The sequence below is a fragment of the Salipiger pentaromativorans genome (assembly GCF_024721115.1).
Lineage (GTDB): Bacteria > Pseudomonadota > Alphaproteobacteria > Rhodobacterales > Rhodobacteraceae > Salipiger > Salipiger pentaromativorans.
Window position 1 is genome coordinate 7,041 of sequence record NZ_JAMDHK010000007.1, and the last position, 16,722, is coordinate 23,762.

Sequence of the window (16,722 nt, forward strand, 5' to 3'; positions counted from 1 at the left end):
GGTCGGATCGCAAGGCGATCCGATCCTCCCCCCACCTCGCAAAAGGACCCGCCGCCCCATGCTCTCCGTCAAAGATTTCCAGGTCGCCTTCAAGACCCGCAAGGGCGAGGTGAATGCAGTCAAAGGCATCTCCTTCGAGCTCGCCCGCGGCGAACGCCTCGGCATCGTCGGCGAAAGCGGCTCCGGAAAATCCGTCACCTCCTACGCGCTCATGCGCATCCTCGATGCCAATGGCCGGATCAAGGCGGGCGACGCGGTCTACTCGGGGATCGACCTGCGCCGCGCCGCCGAACGCGACATGCGCGACCTGCGGGGCCGCGAGATCAGCATGATCTTCCAGAACCCGCGCGCCGCCCTCAACCCGATCCGCAAGGTCGGCCACCAGATCGAGGACGTGCTGCGCCAGCACGCCCGCGCCACCCGGCAGGACGCCCGCAAGAAGGCCATCGAAGCGCTGGAAGCGGTCAAGATCCACGACGCCGAGGCACGCTACGACGCCTATCCCTTCGAGCTTTCCGGCGGCATGTGCCAGCGCGTCGTCTGTGCCATCGCGCTGGCCTGCGACCCCAAGCTGATGATCATGGACGAGCCCACCACCGGGCTCGACATCACCACACAGAAAGCGGTGATGGATCTGGTGGACGGGCTGGTCAAAGCCCGGGGCATGTCCTCGATCCTGATCACCCACGACCTCGGCCTCGCCTCGGAATATTGCGACCGCATCGTGGTGATGAAGGACGGGCGCATCGTCGAGGAAGGTGCCCCCACGGCGCTGCTCGGCACCCCGCAGCACGCCTATACCCGCAAGCTGGTCGATGCCACGCCCCGGCGCGGCGTTGCGATCCGCCAGCTTCTGCCCGCAGAGGACCGCCGCCCGCTCGCTCCGCACGAGATCAAGGATACGCCGCTCATCGAGGTGAAGGATCTCATCAAGACCTATCAGGGCAAATCCGGCCCGGTGCAGGCGGTCAAGGGCATCTCCTTCACCATCCGCGAGGGCCAGTCGGTGGGGCTCGTGGGCGAATCCGGCTGCGGCAAGTCCACAACCTCCTCGATGCTGGTGCGGCTCTTCGATCCGACCTCGGGCCAGATCCTGTTCCGGGGCGCGGATCTGGCGCAGATGCCCGCCGCCGATTTCGCCCGCAGCCCGCTGCGCGGCAAGATCCAGATGGTGTTCCAGGACGCCACCGACAGCCTCAACCCGCGCCACACCGCCCGCCAGTCCATCGCCGAACCGCTGAAGCGGATGACCGATCTGCGCGGCGCGGCCCAGGCCGCACGGGTCGAGGAACTGGCAAGCCTCACCGGCCTTCCCGCGCATCTGCTCGACCGCTTTCCGCATCAGCTTTCCGGCGGGCAGAAGGCGCGGGTCGGCATCGCCCGGGCCATCGCCACCGATCCCGATTTCCTGATCCTCGACGAACCCACCGCCGCGCTCGACGTGTCGATCCAGGCGGTGGTGCTGAACCTGCTTGCCGATCTGCGCGCGCGGCTCGGGATGAGCTATCTCTTCGTCTCGCACGATCTCAACGTGGTCCGGCTGCTCTGCGACCATGTGATCGTGATGAAGGGCGGCGAGATCGTCGATTCCGGCCCCGTCGAGCAGGTGATGGACGCCCCCGCGCACCCCTATACCCGCGAGCTGCTGTCCGCCGCACCGCAAGCCCCGATCCCGGCCCCGGCCGCCTGACCGGCCGCGCCCGACACGACCCTTCAAGACCGACGCCAAAGGACTCACGATGACCCAGGATCTGCCTTTCACCCTGCCCGCCCTGCGCGCCGCCTATGCCGCCGGCGCCCGCCCCGAAGACGTGATCGCCCTGGCCTTCACGCGACTCGACGCCGCGGGCGACCCCGGAGTGCTGATCCATGACGCGCGCGAGGCGGCGCTGGCGGCCGCGCGCGGCCTCGGCCCCCGCGACGACCGCCCGCTCTGGGGGGTCCCCTTCGTGGTCAAGGACAATATCGACGTGGCGGGCATGCCCACCACCGCCGCCTGCCCGGATTTCTCCTATGTGGCGGACACCGATGCCTTCGTGGTCGCGCGGCTGCTGGCCGCCGGCGCCATCTGTCTCGGCAAGGCCAACCTCGACCAGTTCGCCACCGGGCTTGTCGGCCTGCGCACCCCCTATCCGGTGCCGCGCAACGCCATCGACCCCGAGATCGTGCCCGGCGGTTCCTCTTCCGGCTCCGCCGTGGCGGTCGCGCTCGGCGTCGCGGCGTTTTCTCTGGGGACGGACACGGCGGGCTCGGGCCGCGTGCCCGGGGCGCTCAACGGCATCGTCGGGCTCAAACCCTCGCTCGGCGCGCTTTCGGCCAGCGGCATGATCCCCGCCTGCCGGACGCTCGACACGATCTCGATCTTCGCGCTGACCACCGCTGATGCCTGGGAGGTCCTCGCCGTCTCGCAGGCCGAAGACCCCGCCGACGCCTATTCCCGCGCCTTCCCCGCGCCGCGCCTCTCGCCCCTGCCCCCCCGGCTCAGGATCGGCGTGCCGACGCAGGACACGCTCGTCACCGATGGCGACGCCGATCAGGCCGCCAGCTTCCACGCCACGCTGACTCGCATGCGCACACAAGGCGTCGAGGTCGCCGAAATCGACCTCACCCCGTTCTACGATGTCGCTCGCCTGCTCTACGAGGGCGCCTGGGTCGCCGAGCGCACCGCCGCCATCGGCGACCGGCTGACCGACAAGCCCGAAACGCTGCACCCGGTCACCCGGCAGATCGTCTCTGCCGGTCTCGGCCTGACGGCGGTCGATGCCTTTCGCGCCCAGTACCGGCTCGCGGCGCTGCGCAAGCTCTGTCTCGAGGCACTTCAAGGAATCGACATGCTCTGCGTGCCGACCATCCCCCGGTTCGTCACCACGGCCGAGATCGCGGTGGACCCGATCGGGCCGAACTCGCTTCTCGGCACCTACACCAACTTCGTGAACCTGCTCGACATGAGCGGCCTTGCCGTCCCCACCGGGCTGCGGCGCGACGGGCGGCGCGGCAGCGTGACCTTCCTCGGCCGCGCAGGCGACGACGCCCGCCTCGCCGCTGCGGCGATGCTGGTCGAGGACGGGCCCATGGGCGCCACCGGCTGGGCGCGCCCGCCGGCCCCCACGATCGCGGCCGGCGCCGGCGACGACGAGTTGCCGGTTTTTGTCTGCGGCGCGCATATGTCCGGCATGCCGCTCAACGGCGAGCTGGCCGCGCTTGGCGCCCGGTTCCTGCGCGCCTGCCACACGGCGCCCGCCTACAAGCTCTACGCACTGGCCGGCGGGCCGCCACGCCGGCCGGGGCTGGCACGCGTGGCCCAGGGCGGGCGGGCGATCGCCGGCGAGCTCTGGGCGCTGCCGCTTGCCAGCGCCGGGCGTTTTCTCTCCGGCATTCCCGCACCGCTGGGGCTTGGCACGGTCGAGCTGGAGGACAAGAGCGAAGAGGTGGGATTCATCTGCGAAGCCTATGGCCTCGATACCGCGCTCGATGTGTCCGAATTCGGAAGCTGGCGCGCCTATATGGCGCAGGCCGTCGCCCCCGTGCGACCGGCGGCAGAGATCCCGGCCCCGTAAGGCTGCCATACGCGGCCCGGACCCGGCGGGTCAGGGCCTCGTGCGGGCGATCCACTCCGTCAGCGGGTCCAGATCATGCGCCCAGAAAATCGCCAGACCGCGCTCCTGCGCGTCGAGCAGGTTGTGCAGCTTGTAGACGCCGCTGAGCACCGCGCAGGGCACGACCTGCCGCAATCCGAAATCCCTCTTCCAGCTCACCGCCTTGACCGCCGCGTCATTGTTGAGGCGCTTGACCGAATTGGTCGATGAGTTCGACACCTTGCACTCGATCGGCATGACCCGGTCGTCGCGCAGCCGGACGATGATGTCTCCCTTGCGGTTCCCCAGAACGCTCTCGCCGCAGAACTCGCCCTGCGCCGGCGCCTGGGAAATCGTCAGGATCTTGCGCGACGGCACCTCGGTGAAGCCCAGCGCCGTCAGCGCGTCCTTCACCATCGCCTCCTGCCGGTCCTTCCCGTGGGTCCGGCGCAGCGTTTGCGTGCGGCTGGCGGCCATCAGCGCGGCAGAGGCCAGCACCGCCGCGTCCCGCTCTGCGGTCGTGGGCGCACGTCCCTCGATTGCCCAGGCAAAGCGGCGCCGGTCCAGAACCTGCCGCACGACCCCGATCAGGCGCTGCACAAGCGCCGGTGTCTTCTCCAACGTGCCCCGCGCGAGCGAACGGGCATCCGCCAGCACCTTCAGATCGTCCTCCGAGACGGGCGGACCGGCGAGATAGCGGAACGCCTCCAGCAGACGGGGCTCGCCCAGAACCGCAAGCGCCGTCTCCTCCAGCCGGGTCAGATCGCCGGTCACGTCGAGGATCTCCTCCACATGACCGCGATATTCGTCGAACGCCTCGAGATAATCCTCCAGAGGCTCTTCCAGACGCTCGGTCGAAAACGCCGAGATGGCCCGAAGGCGATGGGTCTCGAGATCCGCGTCGCTCCAGACAGGCGGGTCGATCAACAGACCGCACCGGCGGCCAGAAGCGCCGGCCCCGGCACGATGAGCCGCTCCATCTCGCGCGGTTCGAACTTGGTCAGACCGCCGGCATAGGTCCGGCCCGAGCGCTGCGAGATATTGCTCTGAAGATAGGAGACGAGGCTTTTCCTCACCGTGTCGCTCATCGGGTCGCGCGGATAGAGCCCGTGCGCGATATTGATGTGGCGGGCATCGACCTGGTTGATGATGAAGCCGGGCGGGCGGCGCGCCATATAGGTCGAGATGATCGGCGCCGCCGCGCGCAGCCCCACCGACCACCAGGCCTTTCGATGGCTGGCCACATAGCCCTTGTTCGCCCCCATCGCGCGCGCAACCTTGAGAAATTTCGTCACCGCCTTGCGCTCGGCGCTGTCCAGCTCATCGAGATCGGCAGGCAGGTCGATCACCCGGCGCAACTTACGGGAATCCGCCAGCAGCCCGCCGGCCTCGAGCACCTCGCGCGCGCGCGTGATCGTCGGAAACAGAACCGTCTCGGGCAGACCGACGCTGTGGGCGCCGGCGATCCAGACGCCGTTCGCCCCGGTCACCGTGCCCCGGTGGACGCGGCAAAGCTCTCCCAGCTCGACATAGCCCTCGGGCGGCTTCTCGCTGTCGCGGGTCAGATGAGACCAGCGCCCCTCGGCCGCCAGACGCTCGCGCGGGACGGTCCGCCCCTTGCCCAGCTCGCCCAGAGAGGCGAGATCCTCGATGCGCCGGAAAGACACCGCGCGCGGTTTCGCCCCGATGTCGAAGGTCGCGATGGCGGCGGTTGCGGCTGCATCCGGGAAGGGCTGGGCGGTCGGGTCGATCACCGTCACGCTCCTGCCGCCCAGCCGGCCCAGCATCAGCGCACGCACCAGCGCGCCATAGTTCACGTCCAGCCATTCCGATGCGGTGATGAATGCGCCGAAATCCCCGGGCTTCGCGCTGCGCGCCGTCGCCAGGAAGAAATAAGCGTGCAGCCCCGCCAGCCGGCTGGCGGGCAGGTCCAGCTTTGCCGCCTCGGCGGTCAGCCATGTCTTCCACACCGCCCCGATCTTGTGGTGACGCACATAGGGCGGATTGCCGATATAAAGCGAGCTGCCCGCCACCTGCCCAGTGAAGCGGCGGTAATCTCCGAGAAGGATGCGCGCGCGGCCTCCCTGACCGGTCACGGCCAGATTGGCGCGGGCCATCAGCGCCGCCAGCGGATCGACGTCGATGCCGACCAGCTCGGCCTCGGGAAAGGCCTGTCCCGCACGGCACAGGAACCGCGCCGAGCCGACGCCGGGGTCGATCACGCGGGCGGGCGTGCGCGTGGCCGCGGCCCAGTCGATCATCGTCTGGACGATGGGCGCCGGGGTATAGGTCGCCCCCTGGTCGCGCCGCACCTCCGGAGAGCGCAGCACCGAGAACGCATCCCCAAGCGGATCCTCTCCGGCCAGGATACGGTCCTTCAGGTCTGCAATCCGGTGCGGCGACACCGGGCGCGCCTCGGCGGTTTTGGCAAGCGCGGTCTCTGCCGCCGACAGCGCCCCGCCGGCCTGCGCCGCGCCAAGCGCCAGCGCCATTGCGACCAGATCGTCTTCGGTCGCGAAGATGCGGTCGCGATCCGCAAGGCCACCGACCATCACGCGGATGTCTCCTGCCGGCGCTGCGCCGGGGTCCGGAACGGCAGGACCTTGATGTCCTTCTCCTTCTTCCGGGTCTCCGCGATGTCGAAACTGTTCTGCATCTGCATGAGCTCGTCCATCGGCACCCCGAATGCCTTTTCGATCCGCAGCGCCATTTCCGGCGACAGATGCGCACGCGCATTGAGGAATTTCGACAGGGCGGGCCGCGTCACGCCAAGCGCCTGCGCCGCATCGGTCACGGAAAGGCCCAGCGGTGCGATCACCTGCGCCCGCACAAACCCGCCCGGATGCGCCGGAGCCTTATTCGTTGTTTTCGCGATCATTCCCGACCATCCCCTGACATGCTTCGCAGCAGAAGCACTGTGCACTGTAGCGTCACGATTTACAATCATGTTCCGTCTATGTTCCGAAGATATATCCCCCCGCGCAGAGTGCCGAAGGATCACAGGCACCATGTATCGGGACACAGGGTTTTCGGGCGCCCGGGCCGCAATTGCAGCGATAACGCGGCGGAAATGACGCATCCAGGGCAATTCGCATCCTCCCGCGCCGGTTTTTCTTGTTTCCGAAACGCGGGACTTTACTCTGCTCGCAGCCAAGCCGGAATTTCAATCACGTCTGAGCCCGTATTCTCTCGGAGGTCTTTCCATGACATCTCTCTCGGCACGCATTTGGACCCTTGCAGCAACGACCGCGCTTTCCCTGACCCTCGCCGTCACGGATGCCCGCGCCGACGACACCCTGGACACCGTCCTGTTCACCGGGATCGACGGCTATGACGGGGGCGCCGGCATCTATGGCGGCTTTGTCACCGCGCTGAACGGCGACATCACGGCCAGCGGATGGACGCTGTCTGCCAATCTCGGCTATTCGCAAAGCTGGGGCTCGTTCTCGGATACCGACAGCACCGGCGCGAGCGTGCTGCTCGGATATCAGTGGCATACGCCGGGATATTACGCCTCGCTGGCGCTCGGGGTCGATGTGATCGAAAACACCGAGGATCCCGATACCGGAGCCCGCAACAACGGAACCCATACCGGCTATATCCTTCAGGCCGGCTTCCAGACCAAATCCGTCGATGCGCTGTTCTTCCAGGGCTATGGCGCCTATCTCTCGGCGAACGAGCGTCTTTACACGCAGCTCCGCTCCGGCTGGGCCAGCGAGAAGATGACCTTCGGCCTCGAGGCGATCTATGCCGACGAGCGCGACTCGGCCGAAACGGTCCGCTACGGGCTCTTCGTGTCGGATCTGCCGCTCGGCAATGGCAGTTTCGGCATCTCGGCCGGCTATCACGACGACCGGGGCAGCGACGACGACGGTGCGTATATCGCATTCGAATATTCCATCCCCCTGTCGCTGCGCTGAAGCGGCGCGGCCAGGGTCACCGCGGTCCAGGCCGAGGCACAGATCTCGGCCAGATCGTGCCGCGCGCGCCAGCCAAGCAGGCGCTGCGCCGCCGAGGTGTCGGCCCAGGAGGCCGGAATATCCCCCGCGCGCCGCGCGCCCAGGCTGTGCGGAACGGCGCAGCCGCTCACACGCTCGTAACAGCGCAGCAACTCCAGCACCGTCGCACCGCCGCCGGACCCGAGGTTGAGCGCCGTCCCGGGCGCCAGCCCCTCGATCCGGGCCAGCACCGCGAGATGCCCGGCGACCAGATCGTCGATGTGCAGGAAATCGCGCAGCCCGGTGCCATCGGGCGTGTCGTAATCGCTGCCAAAGATCTCGATCCCCGCCGTGAGCCCCGCCGCAACCTCGGACACGCGCGCCACGAGGCTGTCGCAGCCGGGCGCCTCGTCGCCCGGACGGATCAGCGCGGGCGCAGCGCCGGCGGGATTGAAATAGCGCAGCGAGACGGCGCGACGGCCCTCCGCCGCGCGCGCCCATCCCGACACAAGCTGTTCTGCCAGGCGCTTGGTCTCGCCATAGGGGCTGAGCGGACGTAGCGGATGCGCCTCGGGGATCGGCAGCGTTTGGGGCGCGCCGTAGACCGCAGCCGACGACGAAAAGACCAGGGTCTCGCAGCCCGCCCGCGTCATGGCGTCGAGGATGCCCTGCACCCCGCCCACATTGACCGCGTGATACCGCGCCGGATCCTGCACAGAGGCCGCGACATCCTTAAGCCCGGCGAAATGGATAACCGACTCGGCGCGGAAACGCGCCATCGCGGTGGCACAGGCCCCGACATCGCGCACATCCGCGACCAGAACCTGTGGCCGGCGTCCCGTCTCCTCCGTGAGCCGGGCGATGACATCCCGCGAGGCGTTCGAGAAATCGTCGATGACAAGAACGTCATGGCCGTCGCGCAAGAGGCGAAGCACGGTGTGGCGACCGATATAGCCCGCGCCTCCGGTGGCCACGACCCGCATCAGGCCACCCCAATTCCAAAATCGACCCGTATCGCCGCCGCGATACCCCGCTGAAACCCCATGCCCACCCCGAGGGTTTTCCGAATACCTGAATCTGTCCGGCGCGACCTTGCGCGCATGCTTCAATACCGAGAATTGTGCCGGGCGGCGGCCGATCCTGTCAAGCCGACCCAGCGATCCGCGCGCGGGACGGCAAGACTATGACGTTTCGCTGAGCATCCGCGCCATCAGCGCAGCCGCCTGCACGCGGATCGCCGGGTCGGCATTGTCGAGCGCCAACCGGAGCAGCGCCTCCCCCTGCTCCGGGAGCCTGCTGGCGAGCCAGGCCAGCACCGCCTGTTTCTCCGCCCGCGTGCCATCCTCGAGGACAGCGGCGGCAGAGCGCGCCGAAAGGGCCTCGGGCGCCGCCCGGCGGCCTTGCGCCAGTTCCCGCGCCAGCCCGTGGCGCGGCGGCGGCAGATCCTCGCCCGCGAGGCGCGCATACCAGGGTGCCAACGCCCGCGCGCGGGACGGATCGGGCGCCGGCAGCAGCAGGGACAGCGCCGCTCCGGCAGGCCCCGCAACCGCAGTCAGAAGCAGTGCCAGCGGCATCGGCGCCCCGAGGCCGCGCCAATGCGCCGCCAGTGCTGCAAGGACGACAAGCCCGCAATGCGCCGCGACGCGCGCGAGCTGAGGCACCGATCCCGGAAGGCCGGCCCAGATTGCCAGCTCGGCCAGCAGCAGCGCGAGTAGGAGCGCCCGCCTCATTGCAGGCCGGCAGCCCGGTCGCGCAGCTCGGCGCTTTGGCGCAGCGCCTCTTCCGCGCGCTGTTCCAGCCGCGCGGCATCGGCCCGCGCGCCGGCGAGCGCCTTGTCCTGAGCGGCGAGCTGCCGTGCCATCCGGTCGCGCATGCCCCCGACCAGCAGCGCCGCCGCCGCCCAGGCGAGCGGCAGCGCGCCTGTCTCGGAGATCCGCCGCAACACCCCCGTTGCGGGCCCCGGCGACAAAACGGCGATCTCCAGCCCGCCGCACAGTATGGCAGCGGCCATGCCCCAGCCCAGACCGTAACGCGCGGCCATCAGCAACACCGGCAGCCAGAACGGATGTACCGCCAGCCCCTCCGGCGACCAGCGCCCCGTCAGCAGGTAGAGCAGCCCCAGCAGCAGCCCGACCATGGCCAGCAGTTCGACCGCCGGCAGCGCGCGCTGGCGCGGCGCGGGCCCGGCCGCCGGTCCGCTGTCGGGCGGCGGGTGCGGCAAGGGTTCCGTCTGCGGGGGAATCGTCTTGGCAGGCTGCATGCGGAGCGGGCAATATCCAGAACATGGCCGGTCTTCCCGGCCCGGAAAGGCAATGTCCAAGGCCTAGCACGGAATGGCGCGTACCGACAGCATCTCGCATCTCCTCTGCCGGATCACGGCGGTGCTGCTGTGTCTGCTCCTCGGCACACTGCCCGCAGGCGCAGAGGCCCCCGCCACCGACACCCGGCGGATCCTCGCGCTTTACGACGGGCGCGAAACCGACCGGCTGGACGAGACGCGCCTGCACCGTCTGGCCGAAATGCCGCTCAATTTTCTCGGCTACGACCTGATCTATCACGATCTCGCCCAGGGGCTTCCGCCGCCCGCGCCCGAGGCCCGCATCCTCACCTGGTTCAGCGGCCCGCTGCCCGACCGCGCCGGCTATCTCGCCTGGATCACCGCGCAACTGTCGCAGGGGGCCAGGCTTGCCATTCTCGGCGATCCCGGCCTCGCCTCCGAAGGCGCGGGCGATCTGACCGGCGCGCTCCTGACTCAGCTCGGGCTCGAGATCTCGGGCACCCTTCCCGTCACGCGGGATGCCGCGCTCCTGTGGCAGGATGATGCGCTCTACGGGTTCGAGCGGGCGCTGGGGCCGGTGCTGCCTCCGCTGCCGCTGGTCTCTGCCCGGAGCCCGCAGGTGGTGACGCATCTGGCGATCCGCGCCCCGGACGGCCGCGCCAGCGCGGTGATCAACAGCGGCCCCCGGGGCGCCTGGGTGCCGCCGGGCTATGCGGTCTACAGCGCCGGAACCGCAGGCTACAAATGGCTGATCGACCCCTTCGCCTTCTTCGACCGGGTCTTCGGGCCCGGCACGCCGCACCCGGTTCCGGACGTCACGACCGTTTCGGGACGCAGGATCTATTTCAGCCATATCGACGGCGACGGCTGGGCGAATGTCGCTGAGACGCCGGATCCCTCGGGGCGCAAGCGCATCGCCGCACAGGCGGTGCATGACGAGCTGATCGCCCCCTATCCCGATCTGCCGGTGACCGTGGGCATCATCGCGGGCGACATGGACCCGACGCTCGGCGGCACCCCGGCCAACCGCGCCGCCGCGCGGGCGCTGCTGGCGCTGCCGCAGGTCGAGGCGGCGGCGCATGGCTATACCCACCCGTTCGACTGGGGCTTTTACGCGGACTATGACCGCCAGACCGAGGAACGGCTGATGGCACGCGCCGCCGACGCTGTGGCCGCCGCCCGACCGGCGCCGGCACCGCTGGCCCGGATCGCCGCAAGCGCCGCGCAATGGCTGGGCCTGCCGGACACACAGGCACCGGTCACCTATGCCACCGCGGCAGAAGTGCTGCCGCGCAGCTACCTCGCGCGCCCCTTCTCGCTCGACGAGGAAATCGGCGGCGCCCTGGCGACGGTCGCCGGGCTTGCCCCGCCGGAGAAGTCACCCGCGCTTTACCAATGGACCGGAGACACGCTGCCCTTCGAAGCGGCCATCGCCGCCACGCGCCGCGCCGGCGTCGCCAATCTCAACGGCGGCAACGCCCGCTTTGACGCGCTGTTCCCGTCGCTCACCAGCCTGCCGCCGATCGGGCGCCCCGTGGGCGCCGAACGGCAGATCTACGCGGCGGCGTCGAACGAGAGCCTCTATACCAACGAATGGACCGGGCCGTTCTGGGGCCAGGCGCTGCTGTCGCAAACGCTGGACCGGACAGAGCAGCCGCGCCGGCTCAAGCCCTTCAATCTCTACTACCACATGTTCAGCGGCGAAAAGCGCGCCAGCCTCGCGGTGCTGAAAGCGTTTCTCGACCGGGCCCGCGACGGCCGCCATATCGCGCTGCCCGCATCGCGCTATGCCGCCATTGCGCAGGGTTTCTACAGCACCCGCATCCACCGCGTGGCGGAAACCGTCTGGGAGATCACGGATCGTGGCGCGTTGCAGACCCTGCGCATCGACGACCCCGGCTCGCTCCGGCCCGACCCGCTGGCAAGCCATGGCCTGATCGGGGTCCGGCAGGTCAACGATGCGCTCTATCTCGCGCTCGATCCCGCCGTGCCCGAGGCCCGCATCGCCCTTTCCGAAACGCCCTCAAGCGCGCCGCTGCTGATCGAGAGCGGCTGGTCGCTGTCCGGGCTCACGCGCGAGGACTGCGGGTTCCGCCTTCGCGCCGAAGGGTTCGGCCCCGGGCGGATGACCTGGGGCGGGCTTCCGGACGGCGCGCTGTTCCTGACCGTCACCCGGGGCGGTGCGCCGCTCTGGTCCGGCGAGGCCACGGTCTCCGGGGGCATTGCCCGGATCGACCTGCCCCTGCGGGCACGGCCGCCGGTCGAGATCTCGGCGCGCTGCGCGGAGGGGACACAATGAAGGCCCGGACACAGGCGCTGCTTGCCTGCCTCGCCGGGGCCGCCTGCCTGCTGGCGCTGCTGCCGGGCCGCAGCGAGTTCGCCGCGCGCGCGCTCGACGACGGCGACTGGCAGGCCGCCGCTCAGGCGGCAGAGGCAGCGCCCCCCGACGGCGCCGCGTCCCCGGCGCTTCTGCTTCAGCGCGCCCGGCTGCGGTCCGAGGCCGGCGACATTGCCGGCGCCGGAACCGCGCTTGCGGCGCTGCATCGGGCCGTGCCCGATGACCCACCCGCAACGCTGGCACTGGCGCAGCACCTGCGCGCGGCGGGGCGGCTGGACGAGGCCGACAGGCTGCTGGCGGCACTCTCTCCCGACGCGCTGTCCCCGGCCCAGCGCGCCCGGCTGGCGGCGGAACTGCAACGGGATTCTCCCGCCGCCGAACACGCCTTTCTGACGCGGCTACGGGAGGCGGGTCTGGCCGATGCGGACCAGCTCGCCCGGCTGGGCATGATCGCGGCGGCAGAGGGGCGCGACCGCGAGGCCGTCGCCGCGCTGACCGCCGCCGATGCGCGAACCGGAGCGGGGCTGCTGCGCGAACGGCTGACCCTGCTCGACCTGCTTCTGGCCTCCGGGCGCCGCACCGAAGCGCGCAGCCGCGCCAGCCGCTGGGACGTGCTGATGCCCGGGCCGGGCATCGCGACGGTTCTGGAAGAGACCTTTGCCGCGCGCGGCCTCGCCCGCACGGTCATGGCCGGTGCGGATAGCTCCGGGGCGCCCGTCTCGCGCTGCACCCTGCCGCTGCGAAGCTGGGCGATCCAGTTGCAGTCGCTGGTCCCCGACGCGCTGCACCGCGCCACCGAGGATCTGCTGATCATCGACCCGACCGACGGCATTCCCGGCGGCGCCTTCCCCCGGGAAACCATGGAGTTGATGAAGCACCGCCCCGACGGCACACGCCGACTGCTCATCGCCTATCTCAGCATCGGGCAGGCCGAAAGCTACCGTCTCTACTGGCGCCCGGACTGGGAGGAAACGCCCCCCGACTGGCTCATGGGGCCCGATCCCCGCTGGCCCGGCAACTACGAGGTCCGGTTCTGGGAACCGGGCTGGCAATCGCTGATCTACGGCAGCGCCGATGCGGCGCTCGATCGGATTTTGGCGACGGGCTATGACGGCGTCATGCTGGACGGCGTGGATGCGTTCGAACGGCATCGGAGCGAACGCCCGGACGCCGCCGCCCGCATGGCCACCTTCGTGGCCGAACTCGCCCGGCACGCCCGCGCGGGGGACCCGGAATTTCTCGTCTTCCCGCTGAACGGGCACGGGCTTCTTGGCAGGGCCGGGTTCGACACGGCGATCGACGGGCTGGTGGAGGAAGACCTCTATTTCGGCCAGCAGGGCGATGGTGTGGCGAACCCGGCCGAGGGGATCGACTGGAAACGCGACCGGCTGGTGCGGGCGACAGAGCGCGGCCTGCCGGTGCTTTTGCTGGAATACCTGGCCGACGAGGCGACACGGGCCGCCACCGCGGCGCGCGCGGAACGCGACAGGTTGCAGCCAAGCTACGGCGTGCGGCGTCTGGACCGGATCAGCGAGCCCTGGCCGGTCGTCACCGGCGCCTCCCTTGCAAACGGCGCCGCCTGCGGCGGTTAACCCGGCGCGGCGGCGCGGCGGAAGACATGCCGGGGCAGCGCGTCCAGCGCCTCGCGCATCAGAACGAAGCCGACGCCGCCCGCCGCAAGCGCCCCAAGGGGAAAACCCAGCCCCAGCGCCTGCGGACCGATCAACAGCGTCAGCCCCGTCGCCAGCGCCGTTGCGCCGCAAAACACGGCCTGCACCGCCAGATAGCGGCGCGCGAGATCCAGATTGATCAGAACCAGCGCCGCCCCGAGGGCCGCGAGGTAGAACACGCATCCCACCGCCGTGAACGCCAGAACCGGCGCCTGCAACGCGCCGATCCAGCCCGCGGCGGCCATGCGGGGCGCGGCGACACAAACCCCAAAGGCCACCACCGCCTGCACCAGCAAGACGCGCCGCAGATCGCCGACTGTCTCCTGGGCAAGATCGGCGCTTTCGGCGCGGATCTCCTCCAGCGTCGCGTGCCCCAGAAGCTCGCCCATCCAGGCCCGCAAGCGCAGGAAGAGACGGCCCTCGAAGGCGATCAGCAGCAGCGCAAGCCCCGGCACCAGCGCAAGAAGGCCGAAGAACACCGCGCCGTCATAGGCCTCGCGATAGCGCAGGCCGATGGCCGAAACTTGCCCGCCGGGCAGGTTCCAGAGGATCAGCTTGTCAATCCACAGCCCCAGCGCCCCCAGAAGGCTGCCTCCGGCCAGCGCCCCATGCCGCCGCAGCGCCACCAGGTGGTCCCGCATCGCCGGCCAGAGCGGCCCGGCATCGAAGGGAAAGGTGCGGAACAGCGCCCGCGCCAGCGCCCCGGCGGACAGCGCGACCCCCGCGCCATAGCCCCATGCCATGGCGGCCAGCCCGCCACCCGCCACCAGCGCCCCGGCCACCGCCGCGACGCTGAGCACGGTGCCCGCCAGAAGCGCCACCGCCACGGCGCCGAAGCGCCGCAAGGCGGTCGCCTGTCCCGCAAGCCCCCAGAGCAGCGCGAACAGCGCCGCCAGCGCGACCGAGGCGGGCATCACGCCGGAGGCCCGGTCAAGACCCAAGAGCGACAGAAACGCGGGGCAAAGCGCGGCGGCCAGCAGCACCGACAGTGCGGCCATGCCGGAAATCAGCGCGGGAATGCGCTCGGGCCGCTGCGCGTAAAGCGCATCCGACAACGCCCGCCCCGCCACCAGCAGCGGCGCCGCCGTGGCCAGCATCGCCGACAGTACGGCAATGGTCACCACGAGGCGGAAGGCGATCACCGTCTCGGGCCCTGCGATCAGCGCGACCAGCGCGCCCGCAGCGGCGAGCCCGAGCACCGCCAGCATCCACTGCCCCGCCGCCAGCAGAAGCGCCTGCCCTAGCGCCAGTGCCGCCAGACCCAGCCCCCCGGAATGGACCATATGGTCGAGCCTTATGCCGATGCCCGCCATGGTGCCCCCCGCACGGCCAGCGCATCGGCATATAGCCCCGCATAGGCCGCCCGCATCGCATCGGCCCCATAGTGGCGCCGCACCCGGCGCCGCAGATTCTCGCCCATCTCCCGACGCTGCACGGGGTCGCGCAGCAGCTCGGCCAGCCGCGCTGCGGTCTCTTCCGGAGCGGCGAGCCGCGTGACAAAGCCCCCCGGTCCCTCCGGCGGGCGCTCGTCCTCGGCCCCCGTCAGGATTTCCCGGCAGGCGCCCACATCTGTGGCCACGCAGGGCCGCCCTGCGGCACCGGCTTCGAGCAGCGCAAGCGGCTGGCTCTCGCTGGTGCTGGTCAGCACCAGAACATCGCTCTGCTCCAGAACTTCGGTCACCGGCATGAGTCCGGGAAACCGCAGCACCCCCTCGAGCCCGAGTTTGCGCACCAGCGCGGTACAGCTTGCGTAATAGGCCGGATCCTCGTCCCAGGGCCCCGCCACGACTGCGGTGACCTGCGGCAGCTCGCGGCGCAGCGCGGCCACCGCGCGGATAAAGCAATGAATGTCCTTGATCGGCACCACCCGCCCCAGCAGCGCCACCCTCGGCGGTCCCGCGCGACGGGGGCCGATCTGCGCGAACCGCCCCGCGTCGATGCCGTTGGGGATCACGCGGCAGCGGTCGGGCGGCGCGCCCAGCATCTTCTGCTCGTGCCGCCCGGCGGCGCTCAGCGCGACGATGTCGCGACAGGCGCCATAGCAGACCTGCGCAAAGCTCTCGAAGGCCATGAGCCAGAAATCGGCGATGTCGCGGCGCGGCGCAGCGCCGATGTCGCGGTCGGGAAAGGCCGGGTGCAGCCAGTCCGCGAGCATCAGATCGACGCGGCGCTCGTTGGTATAGATCCCGTGTTCGGTCAGCAGCACCGGGCGCCCGGTCTCGCCCCCCGCCCGCGCCGCCATCAGCCCGGCATATCCCGTGGTGACCGCGTGATAGGCGCCGGCCCGCGGCAGCGGTGCGCGCAGCACCGAAAGCACCCCGCCGAACAGCGCGCGCCAGGTCCAGTAGAACTGCACGAACGAGGCGCCGGGCACGAAGCGGTCGTAGAGCGCGCAGACCATACCCCACCCCAGCGGCCCGTCGAGCAGCGCCCGGGCAGGGACCCCGCCTGCCTCGCGGGCCACCGCCGCCGCGAGGTCCGCCAGCGCTGCGGGCGTACCCTCTTCGAGCAGCGTGGCCATGGCCGCCGCGAGCCGCGTACCGCCGGCCTCATCCCCTCCGCCGCGCCCGCGCCCTGCGCGGTCGTCGTCACCGAGCACAACGTCCTGCACCCAGTGCAGGTTTGCGGGCGGATCGTAGCGGCGGGGGCCGGCGCCCGGCGCCGACATCGCAATGACTCCAAAACGCCGCTCCGGCTGGGAGGCCATCAGCGCCTGCGTCCAGCCCGAGACGCCGCCGAACACATAGGGGTAGCTGCCCTCCAGGATGAGGCAGATGTCGGCCTCCGGGGCCCTGTCCTGTCGCCGCACCGCGCGCCTCGCTGTGGTTTCCCTCGGATCTCAGTTTCAAAAGCCAGAGCCCGCGGGGTCAAGAGCCCAGATCGCGCCCGGGTGCGACATTGTCCGAAAGACGCGGGGCTGGCG

13 protein-coding genes are annotated in these 16,722 nt (G+C 70.3%); 5 read left to right on the forward strand and 8 right to left on the reverse strand.

The window, feature by feature from the left end:
* Positions 1 to 58: 58 nt before the first annotated feature.
* Positions 59 to 1,690, forward strand: a complete 1,632-nt coding sequence (locus tag M4578_RS12545; RefSeq protein ID WP_258093617.1) for a dipeptide ABC transporter ATP-binding protein — start codon at positions 59 to 61, stop codon at positions 1,688 to 1,690.
* A 49-nt stretch (positions 1,691 to 1,739) separates the two neighbouring features.
* Positions 1,740 to 3,557, forward strand: coding sequence for an allophanate hydrolase (gene atzF, locus M4578_RS12550; RefSeq protein WP_258093618.1), 1,818 nt, complete (start codon positions 1,740 to 1,742; stop codon positions 3,555 to 3,557).
* Positions 3,558 to 3,587: 30 nt separating this feature from the next.
* On the opposite strand, the gene M4578_RS12555 is transcribed toward atzF, so the two are convergent.
* Genes M4578_RS12555 through M4578_RS12565 form a run of 3 tightly spaced genes read right to left on the reverse strand, consistent with a single transcriptional unit; the run spans position 3,588 to position 6,453 of the window.
* Positions 3,588 to 4,502, reverse strand: a complete 915-nt coding sequence (locus M4578_RS12555; protein ID WP_258093619.1) for a XamI family restriction endonuclease — start codon at positions 4,500 to 4,502, stop codon at positions 3,588 to 3,590.
* Positions 4,499 to 6,127, reverse strand: a complete 1,629-nt coding sequence (locus M4578_RS12560) for an Eco57I restriction-modification methylase domain-containing protein (protein WP_258093787.1) — start codon at positions 6,125 to 6,127, stop codon at positions 4,499 to 4,501. The genes M4578_RS12555 and M4578_RS12560 overlap by 4 nt, the downstream gene beginning before the upstream one ends.
* On the reverse strand, positions 6,127 to 6,453 hold the full coding sequence (locus M4578_RS12565) for a HigA family addiction module antitoxin (RefSeq protein ID WP_258093620.1): 327 nt from the start codon (positions 6,451 to 6,453) through the stop codon (positions 6,127 to 6,129). The genes M4578_RS12560 and M4578_RS12565 overlap by 1 nt, the downstream gene beginning before the upstream one ends.
* A gap of 325 nt (positions 6,454 to 6,778) precedes the next feature.
* Here M4578_RS12565 and bcsS point away from each other — a divergent pair, with 325 nt between their 5' ends.
* Positions 6,779 to 7,495 (forward strand): cellulose biosynthesis protein BcsS, encoded by a 717-nt coding sequence (gene bcsS, locus M4578_RS12570; RefSeq protein WP_258093621.1) that lies wholly within the window; start codon positions 6,779 to 6,781, stop codon positions 7,493 to 7,495.
* Here the strand turns inward: bcsS and galE are convergent.
* From galE to M4578_RS12585, 3 genes are all read right to left on the reverse strand, one after another.
* Positions 7,420 to 8,496: a UDP-glucose 4-epimerase GalE gene (gene galE, locus M4578_RS12575; protein ID WP_258093622.1), complete on the reverse strand. Its 1,077-nt coding sequence runs from the start codon at positions 8,494 to 8,496 to the stop codon at positions 7,420 to 7,422. The genes bcsS and galE overlap by 76 nt on opposite strands.
* 198 nt (positions 8,497 to 8,694) lie before the next feature.
* The gene (locus tag M4578_RS12580; protein ID WP_258093623.1) at positions 8,695 to 9,243 is read right to left on the reverse strand and encodes a hypothetical protein; all 549 of its coding nucleotides are present in this window, start codon (positions 9,241 to 9,243) and stop codon (positions 8,695 to 8,697) included.
* Positions 9,240 to 9,773 (reverse strand): hypothetical protein, encoded by a 534-nt coding sequence (locus tag M4578_RS12585; RefSeq protein WP_258093624.1) that lies wholly within the window; start codon positions 9,771 to 9,773, stop codon positions 9,240 to 9,242. The genes M4578_RS12580 and M4578_RS12585 overlap by 4 nt, the downstream gene beginning before the upstream one ends.
* A gap of 73 nt (positions 9,774 to 9,846) precedes the next feature.
* On the opposite strand from M4578_RS12585, the gene M4578_RS12590 reads away from it, so the two are divergent.
* Together M4578_RS12590 and M4578_RS12595 are read left to right on the forward strand one after the other, a co-directional pair.
* Positions 9,847 to 12,090: a polysaccharide deacetylase family protein gene (locus M4578_RS12590; protein WP_258093625.1), complete on the forward strand. Its 2,244-nt coding sequence runs from the start codon at positions 9,847 to 9,849 to the stop codon at positions 12,088 to 12,090.
* Complete coding sequence (locus tag M4578_RS12595) at positions 12,087 to 13,721, forward strand: endo alpha-1,4 polygalactosaminidase (RefSeq protein WP_258093626.1); 1,635 nt, start codon at positions 12,087 to 12,089, stop codon at positions 13,719 to 13,721. The genes M4578_RS12590 and M4578_RS12595 overlap by 4 nt, the downstream gene beginning before the upstream one ends.
* Here M4578_RS12595 and pelG read toward each other — a convergent pair.
* Together pelG and pelF are read right to left on the reverse strand one after the other, a co-directional pair.
* The gene (gene pelG, locus M4578_RS12600; RefSeq protein WP_258093627.1) at positions 13,718 to 15,112 is read right to left on the reverse strand and encodes an exopolysaccharide Pel transporter PelG; all 1,395 of its coding nucleotides are present in this window, start codon (positions 15,110 to 15,112) and stop codon (positions 13,718 to 13,720) included. The two genes, M4578_RS12595 and pelG, sit on opposite strands and share 4 nt — an antisense overlap.
* Positions 15,094 to 16,608: a GT4 family glycosyltransferase PelF gene (gene pelF, locus M4578_RS12605; protein WP_258093628.1), complete on the reverse strand. Its 1,515-nt coding sequence runs from the start codon at positions 16,606 to 16,608 to the stop codon at positions 15,094 to 15,096. Before pelF ends, pelG begins: the two co-directional genes overlap by 19 nt.
* Between the last annotated feature and the right edge of the window lie 114 nt (positions 16,609 to 16,722).

What these genes read in the sequence shown, in the direction of transcription:
- M4578_RS12545 (WP_258093617.1), top strand. Translation starts at nt 59, where the DNA reads ATGCTCTCCGTCAAAGATTTCCAGGTCGCCTTCAAGACCCGCAAGGGC.
- atzF (WP_258093618.1), top strand. Translation starts at nt 1,740, where the DNA reads ATGACCCAGGATCTGCCTTTCACCCTGCCCGCCCTGCGCGCCGCCTAT.
- M4578_RS12560 (WP_258093787.1), bottom strand. Translation starts at nt 6,127, where the DNA reads ATGGTCGGTGGCCTTGCGGATCGCGACCGCATCTTCGCGACCGAAGAC.
- M4578_RS12565 (WP_258093620.1), bottom strand. Translation starts at nt 6,453, where the DNA reads ATGATCGCGAAAACAACGAATAAGGCTCCGGCGCATCCGGGCGGGTTT.
- bcsS (WP_258093621.1), top strand. Translation starts at nt 6,779, where the DNA reads ATGACATCTCTCTCGGCACGCATTTGGACCCTTGCAGCAACGACCGCG.
- galE (WP_258093622.1), bottom strand. Translation starts at nt 8,496, where the DNA reads ATGCGGGTCGTGGCCACCGGAGGCGCGGGCTATATCGGTCGCCACACC.
- M4578_RS12580 (WP_258093623.1), bottom strand. Translation starts at nt 9,243, where the DNA reads ATGAGGCGGGCGCTCCTACTCGCGCTGCTGCTGGCCGAGCTGGCAATC.
- M4578_RS12585 (WP_258093624.1), bottom strand. Translation starts at nt 9,773, where the DNA reads ATGCAGCCTGCCAAGACGATTCCCCCGCAGACGGAACCCTTGCCGCAC.
- M4578_RS12590 (WP_258093625.1), top strand. Translation starts at nt 9,847, where the DNA reads ATGGCGCGTACCGACAGCATCTCGCATCTCCTCTGCCGGATCACGGCG.
- M4578_RS12595 (WP_258093626.1), top strand. Translation starts at nt 12,087, where the DNA reads ATGAAGGCCCGGACACAGGCGCTGCTTGCCTGCCTCGCCGGGGCCGCC.
- pelG (WP_258093627.1), bottom strand. Translation starts at nt 15,112, where the DNA reads ATGGCGGGCATCGGCATAAGGCTCGACCATATGGTCCATTCCGGGGGG.